15 protein-coding genes are annotated in these 14,182 nt (G+C 33.4%); 8 read left to right on the forward strand and 7 right to left on the reverse strand.

Annotated elements, in window-relative coordinates; translation table 11 throughout:
• Nucleotides 1–123: 123 nt before the first annotated feature.
• The 3 genes from BUA46_RS06625 to BUA46_RS06635 are packed head-to-tail and all read left to right on the forward strand — an operon-like array spanning nucleotide 124 to nucleotide 2,662.
• Nucleotides 124–537, forward strand: coding sequence for a hypothetical protein (locus BUA46_RS06625; RefSeq protein WP_019388059.1), 414 nt, complete (start codon nucleotides 124–126; stop codon nucleotides 535–537).
• Between the two features lie 25 nt (nucleotides 538–562).
• On the forward strand, nucleotides 563–1,105 hold the full coding sequence (locus BUA46_RS06630; RefSeq protein ID WP_019388058.1) for an RNA polymerase sigma factor: 543 nt from the start codon (nucleotides 563–565) through the stop codon (nucleotides 1,103–1,105).
• Nucleotides 1,106–2,662, forward strand: a complete 1,557-nt coding sequence (locus tag BUA46_RS06635) for an outer membrane beta-barrel protein (protein ID WP_019388057.1) — start codon at nucleotides 1,106–1,108, stop codon at nucleotides 2,660–2,662. It abuts the gene before it with no gap.
• Nucleotides 2,663–2,749: 87 nt separating this feature from the next.
• Here BUA46_RS06635 and BUA46_RS06640 read toward each other — a convergent pair whose 3' ends face one another.
• Nucleotides 2,750–3,487 carry a lysophospholipid acyltransferase family protein gene (locus BUA46_RS06640; RefSeq protein WP_019388056.1) on the reverse strand — a complete coding sequence of 246 codons (738 nt, stop codon included), beginning with the start codon at nucleotides 3,485–3,487 and terminating at the stop codon, nucleotides 2,750–2,752.
• Between the two features lie 104 nt (nucleotides 3,488–3,591).
• Between BUA46_RS06640 and trpS the strand changes: the two genes are divergently transcribed.
• A complete protein-coding gene (trpS, locus tag BUA46_RS06645) occupies nucleotides 3,592–4,560 on the forward strand; it encodes a tryptophan--tRNA ligase (RefSeq protein WP_019388055.1) in 969 nt (322 codons plus the stop codon).
• Nucleotides 4,541–6,031, forward strand: coding sequence for a hypothetical protein (locus BUA46_RS06650; RefSeq protein WP_237714669.1), 1,491 nt, complete (start codon nucleotides 4,541–4,543; stop codon nucleotides 6,029–6,031). Before trpS ends, BUA46_RS06650 begins: the two co-directional genes overlap by 20 nt.
• 4 nt (nucleotides 6,032–6,035) lie before the next feature.
• Here BUA46_RS06650 and dprA read toward each other — a convergent pair whose 3' ends face one another.
• Nucleotides 6,036–7,139, reverse strand: coding sequence for a DNA-processing protein DprA (gene dprA, locus BUA46_RS06655; protein WP_019388053.1), 1,104 nt, complete (start codon nucleotides 7,137–7,139; stop codon nucleotides 6,036–6,038).
• 104 nt (nucleotides 7,140–7,243) lie between these two features.
• Here dprA and BUA46_RS06660 point away from each other — a divergent pair, with 104 nt between their 5' ends.
• The 3 genes from BUA46_RS06660 to BUA46_RS15045 all read left to right on the forward strand — a co-directional run bounded on the left by BUA46_RS06660 (nucleotide 7,244) and on the right by BUA46_RS15045 (nucleotide 9,019).
• Nucleotides 7,244–8,179 carry an HU domain-containing protein gene (locus BUA46_RS06660; protein WP_019388052.1) on the forward strand — a complete coding sequence of 312 codons (936 nt, stop codon included), beginning with the start codon at nucleotides 7,244–7,246 and terminating at the stop codon, nucleotides 8,177–8,179.
• 67 nt (nucleotides 8,180–8,246) lie between these two features.
• The gene (locus BUA46_RS06665; RefSeq protein WP_019388051.1) at nucleotides 8,247–8,756 is read left to right on the forward strand and encodes an acyl-CoA thioesterase; all 510 of its coding nucleotides are present in this window, start codon (nucleotides 8,247–8,249) and stop codon (nucleotides 8,754–8,756) included.
• 50 nt (nucleotides 8,757–8,806) lie between these two features.
• Entirely contained in the window at nucleotides 8,807–9,019 is a 213-nt protein-coding gene (locus BUA46_RS15045; protein ID WP_035106412.1) for a DUF6515 family protein, read from the forward strand.
• Between the two features lie 76 nt (nucleotides 9,020–9,095).
• On the opposite strand, the gene BUA46_RS06670 is transcribed toward BUA46_RS15045, so the two are convergent.
• The 5 genes from BUA46_RS06670 to dut form a co-directional block, all read right to left on the reverse strand.
• Nucleotides 9,096–10,325, reverse strand: a complete 1,230-nt coding sequence (locus tag BUA46_RS06670; RefSeq protein ID WP_019388049.1) for a murein hydrolase activator EnvC family protein — start codon at nucleotides 10,323–10,325, stop codon at nucleotides 9,096–9,098.
• On the reverse strand, nucleotides 10,326–11,093 hold the full coding sequence (gene lolB1, locus BUA46_RS06675) for a lipoprotein insertase outer membrane protein LolB1 (protein ID WP_019388048.1): 768 nt from the start codon (nucleotides 11,091–11,093) through the stop codon (nucleotides 10,326–10,328).
• Nucleotides 11,093–12,454 carry a tetratricopeptide repeat protein gene (locus tag BUA46_RS06680; RefSeq protein ID WP_019388047.1) on the reverse strand — a complete coding sequence of 454 codons (1,362 nt, stop codon included), beginning with the start codon at nucleotides 12,452–12,454 and terminating at the stop codon, nucleotides 11,093–11,095. Before BUA46_RS06680 ends, lolB1 begins: the two co-directional genes overlap by 1 nt.
• A 237-nt stretch (nucleotides 12,455–12,691) precedes the next feature.
• Entirely contained in the window at nucleotides 12,692–13,711 is a 1,020-nt protein-coding gene (locus BUA46_RS06685) for a sugar phosphate nucleotidyltransferase (protein WP_019388045.1), read from the reverse strand.
• A 35-nt stretch (nucleotides 13,712–13,746) separates the two neighbouring features.
• Nucleotides 13,747–14,181 (reverse strand): dUTP diphosphatase, encoded by a 435-nt coding sequence (gene dut, locus BUA46_RS06690; RefSeq protein ID WP_019388044.1) that lies wholly within the window; start codon nucleotides 14,179–14,181, stop codon nucleotides 13,747–13,749.
• Nucleotide 14,182: the final 1 nt, after the last annotated feature.

Consider the following 14,182-nt stretch of genomic DNA (forward strand, 5'->3'; position numbering starts at 1 on the left):
TAATTGGAAACAGTTTTTCAATCGCAAATATCTTCTTATTTTTTTATAATGTCGCGCAACCTTTTCATATCAATTGCATCTAAATAGTGCAAACATGTATGAAACCCCAATTTATTATTTGTTATGAAAAAATTATTAGTTCTTTGTTTAACTGTTATTTTTAGTGCATCTTGTGATTTAAACGATGACGACGGTACAAGTTATAGTTTTGAAATTTTACCTGTTGAAAGTGTAGACATTCCTGAAGAATTCGAATTAGGCGAAATCTACCCCATTACGGTATCTTATTTCAGGCCTTCAACATGCCATGCCTTTAAAGAATTTTATTATTTAAAAGAAAATAATGAAAGAACAGTTGCTCCAATAACTTATGTTTTTGATAGTAATGACTGTGAAAACCTTGAAGAGAGCTTAGTTGAATCGACTTTTAACTTTCATGTTACAAGTAATGGCTCTTACATTTTTAAGTTTTGGCAGGGTGAAGATGACAACGGAGAAACACAATATTTAACCATTGAAGTTCCCGTAGTTGAGTAAAAATTAATTAATACATGTTTAAAAATTGAGTTTAAAGCAACTCATAGAAAATTGTAAAATTAATGATACTAAAGCACAAGGTGAATTATATAAACTCTTTTCGAGTAAATTATTCGCTATTTGCTTAAAGTATTCGCGAAACTATGCCGAAGCCGAAGATAATTTGCAAGACGCATTTTTAACGATTTTCGATAAAATTGAACAGTATAAAAGTAAAGGTTCTTTTGAAGGTTGGATTAAACGCATTACAGTAAATACCGTTTTACAGCGTTACCGAAACGAAAAAGTTTTTGATATAATTAATGAAAATACAGCTGAGAATGTTGAGTTAGATGTTGAAGAAGATACCGTTTCTATCGACTATCTATTAAAAATTATTCAAGAATTACCAGACAGATACCGATTGGTTTTTAACCTTTATGTACTTGATGGTTATTCGCATAAAGACATAGCAGAAATGCTAGAAATAAATATAGGAACCTCAAAATCTAATTTAGCCAGAGCGCGATTAATTTTGAAACAAACTATAGAAGATTATAAAACAACACAACGTTCGCAGACATTATAAATGAGTGATAAAAAACATATAGACAGAATTTTTCAAGAAGGCTTTAAAGACTTTGAAGCTGTACCTAGCGATGCTGTATGGAAAAATATTGAAGCTAAACTTAATGAAAAAAAGAAAAAGCGACGCGTTGTACCTATTTGGTGGCAATATGCTGGTATTGCAGCTGCATTGCTTATTTTATTAACCATTGGTGGGATTTATTTTAATAATACTGAAGAAGGCTCAACCAATCCTATAGTTGAAACAGAAAATACAATTCCTGAAAACACGATTTTGGGTAATGAAAATATAAACGATACTTCTGAAACCAATCAAGTGGTTTTAGAAAACTCGAAAGAAGAAGAATCAAATAAGACTTCAAACCTAAATGCCGAAGCACCTTTAATAACAGATCAAATTGATGCTTCAAATGAAACTATTGTTGCAGAAACAAATACTTCAACAATAAAAAATCAAAGTAAATCCAAATTGGTTTCTTCTGATAAAACAAGGCTTAAAAACAATCTGAATAATCAGAATACTGATCCTGTAGCAAACGCTTCCGAAGACAAAATTGAGCAAATCAGTCTTCCAAATAAAGGTGATGAGAAGACTTCCGTAGCGAATTTATCAGAAACTGTAAAAGTTGAAAATGTAACAGAAACACTTTTGGTTGACAAAGAAAAAGCTGAAGCTATACTTAATGATGCTTTAAAAGACGATACAAAAATTGTTGATGCTAGTTCTGAAATTGAAAATAACGTAACAGTCGATGAAAATTCAGAAAACAACAAAGTATCTATCGAAGAAGCTATAAATAATACTAAAGATATTATTGACGAAGAAAGTAATAATCAAAAAAACAAATGGACTGTTTCACCAAACGCAGCGCCTGTTTATTTTAATACGCTTGGAGAAGGCTCATCTATAGACCCACAGTTTAATAACAATTCTAAATCTGGTGAGATTAATATGAGTTATGGAATAGCGGCAAGTTATGCTTTAAATAAAAAACTAAAAATACGCTCTGGTATTAATAGAGTGAACTTAGGCTATAATACTAATGATGTGATTGTATTTCAATCTACCGGTTCAAGATCAAGTAGTAGTGCATTGCAAAATGTTTCTGGAGCTAATAGAAATAGTGACGACGTTTCTTTTATAAGTTCTGAAACATTAAGTAGTTCAAATGCCACCGAATCTATTGCTTCGAGTAATGCGTCAATTAATCAAGCGTTAGGATACATTGAAATTCCTTTAGAAATTCAATACACACTCTCTGATAAGAAGTTTGGTGTAAACGTAATTGGTGGTTTTAGTTCGTTGTTTTTAAATGACAATGAAATTTATTCGCAAGAAGAAAACGGTACTAGAACTTACCTTGGTGAGGCTAGTAACATTAATAAAACAAGTTATAGTGCGAATTTCGGGTTAGGTCTAAACTATAAAGTTTCTAAACGATTCGATTTGAATTTAGAACCTATTTTCAAATATCAATTTAATACGTTTAATAATACTTCTGGTAATTTTTCACCATACTTTATTGGTGTTTATACCGGATTTGCTATAAAGTTCTAGGTTTTTGGTTAGATCTAGATATGAGTTTTATTTAAGCTCGAAACTCATATCAAAAAAGAAGCTGCTCGTCCCCTCGAGCAGTTTTTTTTATGGGTTAAATTGTTGAAGCTGATTTAAAATAATAGTTCTAGCATTTTCATTCAGCGTTTTTGTATTTTCAATAGTTAAGCCTTCAGTAGATAAAAATTTATGAACTTTAACGCGCATTTTTCCCGGACCACCGCTAAAAAACGTGTACGAAAAACGTTTTTTGTTATCTGCAAAAGTTATTGGTACAATAGGAATTTGATGATTTATAGCCAATCTAAAAGCACCATCTTTAAATTCATCGAGTATGATATGTTCTTCTGGTACACCACCTTCAGGAAAAATGCAAATACTTAGTCCAGATTTTAAGCGTCGTTGTGCTCTTAAAAAAACCGCTTGCCTACTTTTAGCAGAGTTTCTGTCCACCAAAATACAAGTACGTTTATAGAAAAACCCGAATAGCGGTATTTTTGCTAATTCTGCCTTACCAACAAACACAAATGGGTTTTTTACAGAAACCAGCATTAACATAATATCTACCATAGATGTATGGTTCGCAATAAACATATAGCTTTTATCTTGCTCTGGTATTTGCTCTCGTTTAATACTATAAACAAAACCCATCCCAATTAAAATAAACTTTGCCCAAAATCTAGCCAATTTAAAAAAGAAAGGATACCACGATTCTTTTGAAATAGAAATTAAAAGAATTGGAAAAAGCACTAGAATCGGTAAGGTTACAAGAATATAAAACCAAATACGAAAAAGTAACCAAAAAATGTATTTAAATAAAATCATGAGCCTCAAAAATACATAATTGTATTGAGCTATTTTATTAAATCGTTTACCTTTGCTTTTTTCGTTTAACTTTTAAAGAGATACCTGTTTTTACGGGTAAAATTATGGCAAGAATACTAACAGGGATACAAAGTACAGGCACACCTCACTTAGGAAACATTTTAGGGGCTATTATGCCAGCTATTAAAATGGCCGAAAAATCTGAAAACGATTCGTATTTATTTATAGCAAATTTGCATACGTTAACTCAAATAAAGGACGCAAAAACCTTACGCGAAAACACCTATTCTACGGCAGCAACTTGGTTAGCTTTTGGCTTAGACATAGAAAAAACGGTGTTTTACAGACAGAGTGATATCCCTCAAGTGACCGAGCTTTCTTGGTATTTAAGCTGTTTCTTCCCGTATCAGCGATTAACCTTAGCGCATAGTTTTAAAGATAAAGCAGATAGATTAGAAGATGTTAACTCTGGGTTATTCACTTATCCGATGCTTATGGCAGCCGATATTTTATTGTATGATGCAGAAATAATTCCTGTTGGAAAAGACCAAGAGCAACATATAGAAATGACCCGCGATGTGGCTTCGCGTTTTCACGCTAAAGTAGGCGAGACTTTTGTTTTGCCTAAAGCTGAGGTTCAAAAAAACACCAAACTTATTCCTGGAACCGATGGTCAAAAAATGAGTAAGAGTAGAGATAACATCATCAATATTTTTTTAGATGATAAAAAACTACGCAAACAAATCATGTCTATTGAAACCGATAGCACGCCTCTTGAGGCTCCAAAAGAATGGTCAACATGCAATTGCTTTGCGATTTACAGCTTATTGGCTAATGCATCTCAAATTGCTGAAATGAAAGCCAATTATGAAAATGGCGGATATGGTTACGGACATGCCAAACAAGCGTTATTTGAATTAATTGTTGAAACTTTTGCTGAATCTAGAGAACGCTACAATTACTACATGAACAACTTAAGTGAAATTGACAAAGCACTCGCTGTTGGTGCTGAAAAAGCAAAATTAGTTGCTGAAAGTGTTTTAAAAAGAGTTCGTGAGAAAGTTGGATACTAATTTCACAAAAAATATTTTTTTAGTTGTTGTACTCGCATTTCTCTCAAACGGTTTTGCGCAAACAAACTTTGCTCCTAATACTAAAATTTATATTAAAGGTAATTCGGCACTAATTGGAAATAATATTCTAAGTACACACGTTAAATATCCGTTTAATGAAAACGCTATAAACGATTTTATTGAATTACAATATATCGATGTTGATGATGATTCAAATACCTTTTCATCCAGTCAAGCTAATTTGAATATTATTGAAAACGATGCAGAAATCGAATACGCAGCATTATACTGGAGCGCTATTTACAAGTACGATAAAGGCTGGAAGGATGTTGTAAATTTTAAAAGGAAAGGGAAACTCTATAAAAAATATGTTTACGAAGGCAGCGAAAATCGCTCTATGAATGTAAACAATATTTTGTTCAAAACCCCTAATGGTGCCTATCATCCTATTGATGGTAAAATAATTTTTGACGATTTTAATAACGAGGAATCTTTTCCAGATACCAAACCCTATGTTTGTTATGCCGATGTAACTTCGATTTTAAAAAATAATACTCAGGTTAATGGGACTTACACGGTTGCCAATATAAAAGCAACTGAAGGTTTTGTGGCAGGCGGTGCCGCAGGTGGTTGGTTACTATATGTAGTATATAAAACAGATGCTTCAACCCCAAAGTATTTTACTTCCTATAATGGTTTTGTTGACGTCTTTAAAAAACCTGTTGATATTCGGTTCTACGATTTTAAATCGCCAGAAGAAGGGAACATAGAAACATCATTATTAATTGGTGCTTTGGAAGGCGACCAAAAATTTAAATCGGATCATTGTTCGTTTTACAATTACCAAAACAATACTTATATCCCTTTGTTTAACAGTCTAAGACCAAAATTCAATTTCTTCAATAGTACAATTTCACTGGATGATACCATTTTTAAAGAACGAAATCCGAATAGCACAAACACATTCGGATTTGATGCTTTAAAATTTAAATTACCAAATGAGAATAATTCTTTAATTTCTCATAATGTATCAGAAGCTACCATACGCTTTAATAGTAAAGCAGACCAATTTTACCTGTTTTTTGTTGCCTTTGAAACTGAAATATCTCCAATTTACATGGATGTTACAGAAAACAAAAATTCTATTTTAATTTTAAATAATAGTAACAACGAAATGGTTGATGAAGATCTTGAGAAAATTAAAAATTTACAATCTATTTCAATTCCATCTGTGGAAAAAGGTTATTATTTAGTGACCAACATTTTTTCAAAAGAGCAAAATGCTAATAATTGGACAGCTTTTTTAAAAAATAAAGGTTACACACCAGAATCTTTTGTGAACCCAGAAAATACCTGGACTTACATTTATCTAAAAACAGACCCTGACCCGTATATTATTTATGAGAAACAGAAAGAACTCTTAAAGCTCAACGATTTTAAAGATATCTGGGTTTTAAAAATTAATATTTAAGTTTTTAAATCACCTCAAACAATTTCCCAGGAAGCGGTCTTATTACGCCTTTCAATTCCATATTTAAAAGTGTTCCTGAAACCTTAAAAATGGGCATCTTGCAGTGTAAAGCAATAATATCGAGCTGTTGTTTTTCGTTATCTTTTAAATAATTATAAATAATTTTCTCGGTAGCATCCAACTCAACAAATAATTGCTTTTGTATTACAGGTTGTTTATTATCTTCCAACTCCCAATTCAACATATAAGGTACGTCTAATGGTGTTGTAAGCATATGTGCTTTCTGGTGTTTTATTAAATTGTTACAACCCATGCTTTGGCTATCTGTAATTCTTCCGGGTACTGCAAACACATCTCTGTTATAGGAATTGGCAATATCTGCGGTAACCAAGCTTCCGCCTTTTTCGGCAGATTCTATAACTATAGTCGCTTCACTTACACCAGCAATAATTCTATTTCGTTTTAAAAAGTTCTGTTTATCAAATTTATCGGTGCTCCAAAAATCAGAGAAAAATCCACCGTTTTTATCCATATCTACCATGTATTTTTTATGCACTTTTGGATAAATTTGGTTTAATCCGTGCGCTAAACAAGCTATCGTTTGTAAATTATGTTTCATGGCCGCTTTATGTGCCGTAATATCTGTTCCGTAAGCAAACCCAGAAACTATTATCGGGTTGTATGGTGTTAATTGCTCAATTAAATCTTCACAAAATGCAATACCATTAGTTGTAATTTTTCTAGTACCTACAATGCTTATGATGTGTTGGTTATTTAAATCAATTTGCCCAGTTTCAAACAATAATATCGGGCTATCAATACAGTGTTTTAATTTTTCAGGATAATCGTTGTCTTTAAAATAAGAAACCTTTATGTTGTTGTCCTTTATGAAAACCATTTCCTTTTCGGCCTCTTTTAAATGATGGGTTTTAAACAAGTCGCTTATAGTAACGCTACCAATGCCATCAATTTTTAATAGATTATTTTTAGTTTCCTTTAAAACCGCTTCGGCAGAACCACAATGTGAAATGAGTCGTTTTGCAGTAATGTCGCCAATATTATGTACATGTTGCAGCGCTAAAGTGTAAAGCAAATCGTTTTCTGTCATGCTATTCAATTGATTTTGAAGCTGCAATAAAAGAATTTTTGCATTGTTAATAAATAGTTAAGCCCAAATTTTATTAGAAAGCACAATTTTTTAACTTTGTTTTCATGCAATTAGAAACCTACATAAGCGATTTACTGTATAGATATGAGTGTGTTACCATTCCTGAGTTTGGATCATTTTTAACGCAACGCGTATCTGCAACTATTGATGATACCTCAAATACTTTTAATGCACCAAAAAAAGTCATCTCTTTTAATGAGCAAATTCAAAAGAATGACGGGTTACTGGCTAACTATATTGCCGATGTAGAAAAAATTCCTTTCGAAATTGCCAACAAAAAAATAGCGAAACGTGTAAAGATTTTAAAATCTTACCTAACACAAGGTGAAACGCTTACTTTTAAAAATATTGGTGAGATTGTTTTTAATAATGAAGGCAAAATTTTATTTGAGCCTACATATCATCTCAATTACCTAACCGATTCTTTTGGTTTATCTCAATTTGTATCGCCAGATGTTAAACGCGAAGTGTACAAAGAAGAAGTAGAAGCCATCGAAAAAGTGGTTCCTATTGCTATTACGCCAGAAAAACGCAAGTCTAAATCATACTTAAAATACGCAGCAGTGGCATTAATTGCATTGACATTGGGTGGTTTTGGTGCTTCAAAATATTATGTCAATCAAATAGAAACTCATAATCAACTAGCACAAGAACAAGCCACACAAGAGTTGGATACTAAAATTCAACAGGCTACTTTTAATTTAAATCCGTTTCCGGCAGTTACCTTAAATGTAACCAAACAAACAGGAAACTACCATATTGTTGCTGGTGCATTTAGGATTGAAGAAAACTGCAATAAACGTGTTAAACAACTAAAAGCAGACGGCTTTAGTGCCAGAAAAATTGGTGCTAACAAATACGGTTTACATCAAGTGGTTTATGCAAGCTACGAGGGCAGACTAGACGCTTTAAAAGCACTACGAGAAATCAAAAAAACACACAACCGCGATGCTTGGTTGTTGGTTAAAAAGTTAGACTAGTTTAATACGCTTTACCCTTTAAATTATTGCATTAATACGTAACTTTGCCGCATCATAAAAATACATTATGAAGGCAAAAACACCCGAACAATCAAAAACAACACTTACAGACTTAGTTTTACCCAGTGAAACCAATCCGTTAAATAACTTATTTGGTGGCGAGCTCTTAGCACGTATGGATCGTGCAGCAAGTATTGCGGCCAGACGCCATTCCAGACGCATTGTTGTTACCGCATCGGTAAACCATGTAGCATTTAATAGAGCTGTGCCTTTAGGAAGTGTTGTAACTGTTGAAGCTAAGGTATCTCGCGCCTTTAATACCTCCATGGAAATTTTTATTGATGTTTGGATTGAAGATCGCGAATCTGGCGAAAAAACCAAGGCCAACGAAGCCATTTATACCTTTGTAGCTGTAGACGAAACTGGACGGCCAGTACAAGTGCCAGAAGTAACTCCCGAAACCAAAATAGAAATTCAACGATTCAATGCTGCTTTACGTCGCAAGCAACTAAGTTTATTGCTCGCTGGCAAAATAAAACCTAACGATGCTACCGAGTTAAAAGCGTTGTTTGATTAAACCTTTTTTAAAATACAAAGTCTTATAGTAAAACCCAAAATCATATTGCTATGAGAACTTTATTTATTTCATTATCAGTTATTTGTATGATATCATTCACATCATGTGCTACGCGAGTTGTTGCAAACCCTAGTTCAGTAACCGTTGTAAAAACAGCACCAAAACATTATAAAACAGTTATAGTAAAAGGTAAACGTTACTATTTTTGGAATGGAAAACATTACAGAAAAACACGAAGAGGTTGTGTTTTTGTAAAAGTATAATTTCATAAGATTCCTGCTAAAGCAGGAATTTTTTATTCAATGAGATCCTGAAACAAGCTCAGGATTAAACTTCGTGTCACATTTTATAAATCCAGCTTGCAGGATTTTCGGTGGTAGTACCTTTTGACAATGTAAAACTTAATATGGTTTCGCCGTTTGTTGGGTTTGTAAATACCTCGCCAATAACCTGTTTGGTTTTTACTTTATCACCCTTTTTCACGTAAACTTCAGATAAATTTCTATACAACGTTAAATAATTTCCGTGCCTAATCATAATAATGGGGTTAACGTTTCTCATCTTCAAAATCTCACTTACCTCACCATCAAAAACCGCTCTGGCTTTGGCTCCTTTTTCGGTAGCAATACGTACACCGTTACTTTTTATAGTCAACGATCTATCAATAGGGTGTGGTTGTGTGCCATAACCTAAGCGCACAAAACCTTTTTCTACCGGCCACGGTAACTTACCTTTATTTGAAATAAAATTTGAAGCCAATACCTTTTCTTCTGCGGTTAAAGCAAACGATTTTGAGCTTGCGCTATTACCTGCTTTGGTATTCGATTTAGCTATGGCCGCTTTTATAATTCTATCTATTTCTCTATCAATTCTATCGGCCTCTCGTTGCTTTTCTTTTATTTGAGCTGCATATCTTGACAAATTCTTTTGAATAGAATTCATTACCGATTGGTGTTGCTGGCGCTCTGACTCTAAGGATTTTTGAACGACTCTATTTTCAGCAATTAACTTCTTTTTTTCTTCCTGTTGCTTTAACAAACTGGTATTTGTGTCTTGTAGCTCTTGCGTTTTAGCCTTTATAATTTCACCTTGCTGCTTTTGGTGGTCTGAGTATTGCTTGATGTATTGCAAACGCTTGTAAGCTTGTTTAAAGTTTTCAGAAGAGAGCAAAAACATGATTCTGCTTTGCTGGTTTTTACTTTTATAAGACTTCACTATCATTGCAGCATAATCTTCCTTAAGCTGCTTTAATTCGTCTCTTAAACTCGTTATTTTGTCTTGATTAGAAGCTATCTCTCGTGTTAACAAATTAGCTTGCTGGTTAGTGACCTTAATTAAGTTTGAAAGCACACTAATTTTATAGTTAAAATCTTCAATTAAAGATAATTCAGATTTTGCCTTCGATTTATTTGCATCACGCAATTCATTAATCTTCTGGATTTCTCTGCGAAGTTCTTGTCGGCGTGTTTCTAGCTCCTTCTGCTTATCATTTTGAGCAAATGATAAACTGGTAGCAAATAAAAATCCGAGTATAAAAACGAGTTTGTATGTAAGCTTCATCACTTTCATTTATAACTCAATTTCTTTAAAACCTGAAGGTATTTTAAACGGGAATCTTAAATTTTCATTTAAAGATACATTTTTCATTTCTAACTCTACAATCATTTCTTCTTGCTCTTCAACCGCAATTACTTTTATAAGTTCTGGTATTATTTGTGCTTCAACATCCTGGTATTTTAAATAATCAATCTGTAAATGTCTAAACTCCTTTGGTTGCGAAATTTGTTGTGATTTCACTTTAAAATTCGACGGACTCAACAAAAAGAAAATTTCGAATAATTCTAACTGTTTTTTGGGTTGTACAACATAGTTTTCAGTATCAGCAGAAGCTTTATATTCGCCATCTTTCAAGTTATAAATGGTTTCACCTATCAATAAATTTTGGACCTTGCCAAAATCTAATTCTGTTCCTAATAAATTGCTTAAATATTTATAATCACCATCAAAGTAGGTGTTGTCTAGCTTATTATAAAAGCTTACTTTTTCTGGAGTAACCATAGCTCTAATTACAGAGAATGGTGCGTTAATCCATAAAGCTTCGTCTTTTTTAGCTCTAAAATTTACGGAATGTGTTTGAGACTTCCCTTTCTGAGTGTACGTAATTTTTAGTTTTGCTTGAAGCGTGCTAAAAGTAGCAGCTTGTTTTGTGTTTGCTTTTATTAATTGTTTGGTAGATAAATTAAAATTAGCCTCACCATTAGTAATGGTTTTTGCAGATTTACAATTTATCAACAACATGGCTAACAAGCCTATAAAAAGTTTTTGGTATGTATGCATTAATTTGGGGATTGTAACTGTTTTGCCTTATCACTAAACGTTTTTGCTTTATCGGTATTGTTTAGCAAAGTATATGCTTTACTTAATTGGTTATAAAAATCGGCTTCCATTTTAGTGTCGTCAATAAGGTAATCTAAACCTGTTTCTAAAACTTCTAAGGCATCTTTAGGTTGGTTTAATTCGTTTAAGGATACACCATTTATCAAGTAAAGTAAGGGTTGAGATGGGTAACTTTCGAGAGCCTTATTACTCTCTACCTTTGCCAAATCAAACTTTTTTAAATCAATATATAACAGTAAGGTGTTTTTTAAAACTTCAAAATTATTAGGCTCTAGTTTTAAGGCTTCTTCAAACTGTTCTAAGGCCTTTTCTTTGTTATTCCTACTTAAATAATATTGCCCTAACTCGATAATGGTTTTACTATTATTGGTATCGCTTACCAAACTTGTAGCTTCAATCAAATCTGCTTCATACTCCGGATTTGCTTTTACAAATTTTACAAAATCTGTAAGTACTTTTAGCTTCGCTTCAGGTTTAATTTGAGTGCTTTTAATAACCACTTTCATAGATTCAATAGCTTTTTCAGCATCATTATCATCTAAATAAAATTTATATAAAGCCAGATGTACTAGTTGTGAATTGGGGTTTATTTTTAATAACTCTTTTGCGGTTTCAAAAGCCTTTTCTGTTTCGTTATTTTCACTGTAGCGCAAAATAAGCGCAAGGTAATTTGACTCTTTATCGGGGTTATTTTCTACGCGTGACTCTAAGTTTTTAATTTGATCTTTCTTACGTCCGGTTGCATCATAAATTCTATTACGTAAAATGTCTCTATTTACCGAAACACCAAACTCCGCATCTAAAGCATCCAGAATCTCCAAAGCCTTGTCGTACTTTTTGGTTTGCACATAAAGCGATGCTAAATCTTCTTTATAATCTGGGTGAAACCTAACCAGTTGCTGCACTGTTTTTATAGCCTTTTCCTGTTCGTTTTGAGAGGTGTAGAATCCATAAAGCTCATCTAAAAACCATTCGTTATCTGGGTCTTTATCAACTGCCTTTTTTAGGGCGTCTTCAGCGGCACCAAAATTTTTAAGCTTATTATAACTTTTACCCAATTCAAAATACAAAACAGGTATCGTTTTATCAAGTTCTATACATTTTAGAAACGCTTCTGCAGCTCTATCATAATTTTCAATGCCTTTTTGCTTTAAGCCCTCGTAAAACAACTCCTGAAACCTGTCTTCATGATCACCTAAATCGTCATCGGGTGTTTTGTTAAAATCTACTTGCGCATAATTTATCTGCGGAAGCAATAAAATTCCGAAGAAAAAAATGACGATGTAGAAATTTCTTTTCATTAATAATAATTTGGGCGCCTGCCTACCGGCAGTCAGGTTACCTAAGGGTCGGGCTATACGCTATATCTTTTTTTAATGCTTCGCTTTGGTCTCTTCAACCAAAAATATTTTGGCTTCGATAGTCTCAAAAAAGCATACCGCTTCTATCCCTAACGCGGGCAGCAAGTTTATATACATTAGTAATAACTTCAAATTGTATTCCAAACTCAAATTTATGAGATTCTTGCTTTTTAGACATTATTCTAAAACAGAATAATCGCCAATACTTATTGCTTTAAATTCGCCGTTATACTTTACATGATTACCAATCATAGCTTGATCTAAATTAGCGTTTTTTATGCTTGTATGGCTTTGTATTAAGCTATTTTTAACGGTTGAGTTTTCAATTAAAGAATCATTACCAACCGAAACAAACGGACCAATAGTTGTGTTTTTAAGCACCACATTTTCACCAATAAAGCAGGGTTCTATAATTTTCGAATTTTCTAATTTCGCCGAATTTGCCACTAATTGCTCCTCACCATCAGCTTTTAAAAACCCTAGCATTCTTTGGTTGGTTTCAATGGTAATGTCTTTATTTCCACAATCCATCCATTCATCAACAGTTCCGGTTTTAAAAACTTTCCCATCGGCCATCATGCGTTTTATTCCATCGTTAATTTGGTACTCGCCACCATTCATAACGTTTTCGTCTAATATTTCTTGTAGTTTTCCTTTTAAAACAGCAACATCTTTAAAATAGTAAATACCAATAACAGCTTGGTCGCTTACAAAAGTTTCCGGTTTTTCAACCAACTCTACAATTTCTTGGTTCGCATTTAACTTAACAACACCATAGGCTTCAGGATTATCTACTTGCTTAGTCCAAATCACGCTATCTGCCGTTGGGTCTAAATCAAACTCCGCTCTTATCAAAGTATCCGCATATGCAATAACTGCTGGCCCTGACAATGACGGTTTAGCGCACATAATAGCATGACCCGTTCCAAGCGGTTTGTCTTGTCTATAAATCGATGCTTTGGCACCTAAACTTTTAGCCAAATCCTCAAGTTTTGAAACCACATCATCATCAAACCACGCTGGGTCGCCTAGTACAAAGGCTATTTCTTCAATTGGTTGTTTTAAAACTTTGGCGATATCTTTAACCAATCGGTGCACAATAGGTTGTCCTGCAACTGGTATTAATGGTTTTGGTACGGTTAAACTGTGTGGTCTAAGGCGAGAACCTCGACCTGCCATTGGTACTATTATTTTCATTTTATAATGTTGATTCGTTTATTTGTTTAATTGTTTTATTTGGTACCTGTGCTACCAAAACCACCTTCACCTCTATCTGTTTCAGATAAAACTTCTACTTCTTCCCATTCCGCTCGTTCGTGTTTTGCGATTACTAATTGAGCAATGCGCTCTCCATTGTTAATGATGAATTCATCGTTTGAAAGATTTACCAAAATCACGCCAACTTCACCTCTATAATCTGCATCAATAGTTCCTGGAGCATTCAGCACCGTAATGCCTTTTTTAGCCGCTAAACCACTTCTCGGACGCACTTGGGCTTCAATGCCTACTGGAAGCTCTATAAATAAGCCTGTGCCCACGATACTGCGTTCTAATGGTTTCAAAACTCTAGGTTCTGAAATGTTTGCTCTTAAATCCATTCCAGCTGAAGCCAAAGTTTCATAATGTGGTAAATCATGATTGGATTTGTTAATGATTTTAATTTTCATG

Source organism: Algibacter luteus (assembly GCF_900141715.1).
Lineage (GTDB): Bacteria > Bacteroidota > Bacteroidia > Flavobacteriales > Flavobacteriaceae > Arenitalea > Arenitalea lutea.

What these genes read in the sequence shown, in the direction of transcription:
- BUA46_RS06640 (WP_019388056.1), bottom strand. Translation starts at nt 3,487, where the DNA reads ATGATTTTATTTAAATACATTTTTTGGTTACTTTTTCGTATTTGGTTT.
- BUA46_RS06665 (WP_019388051.1), top strand. Translation starts at nt 8,247, where the DNA reads ATGAAGGCAAAAACACCCGAACAATCAAAAACAACACTTACAGACTTA.
- lolB1 (WP_019388048.1), bottom strand. Translation starts at nt 11,093, where the DNA reads ATGCATACATACCAAAAACTTTTTATAGGCTTGTTAGCCATGTTGTTG.
- BUA46_RS06635 (WP_019388057.1), top strand. Translation starts at nt 1,106, where the DNA reads ATGAGTGATAAAAAACATATAGACAGAATTTTTCAAGAAGGCTTTAAA.
- BUA46_RS06625 (WP_019388059.1), top strand. Translation starts at nt 124, where the DNA reads ATGAAAAAATTATTAGTTCTTTGTTTAACTGTTATTTTTAGTGCATCT.
- dprA (WP_019388053.1), bottom strand. Translation starts at nt 7,139, where the DNA reads ATGACAGAAAACGATTTGCTTTACACTTTAGCGCTGCAACATGTACAT.
- BUA46_RS06680 (WP_019388047.1), bottom strand. Translation starts at nt 12,454, where the DNA reads ATGAAAAGAAATTTCTACATCGTCATTTTTTTCTTCGGAATTTTATTG.
- trpS (WP_019388055.1), top strand. Translation starts at nt 3,592, where the DNA reads ATGGCAAGAATACTAACAGGGATACAAAGTACAGGCACACCTCACTTA.
- BUA46_RS06660 (WP_019388052.1), top strand. Translation starts at nt 7,244, where the DNA reads ATGCAATTAGAAACCTACATAAGCGATTTACTGTATAGATATGAGTGT.
- BUA46_RS15045 (WP_035106412.1), top strand. Translation starts at nt 8,807, where the DNA reads ATGAGAACTTTATTTATTTCATTATCAGTTATTTGTATGATATCATTC.
- dut (WP_019388044.1), bottom strand. Translation starts at nt 14,181, where the DNA reads ATGAAAATTAAAATCATTAACAAATCCAATCATGATTTACCACATTAT.
- BUA46_RS06685 (WP_019388045.1), bottom strand. Translation starts at nt 13,711, where the DNA reads ATGAAAATAATAGTACCAATGGCAGGTCGAGGTTCTCGCCTTAGACCA.
- BUA46_RS06670 (WP_019388049.1), bottom strand. Translation starts at nt 10,325, where the DNA reads ATGAAAGTGATGAAGCTTACATACAAACTCGTTTTTATACTCGGATTT.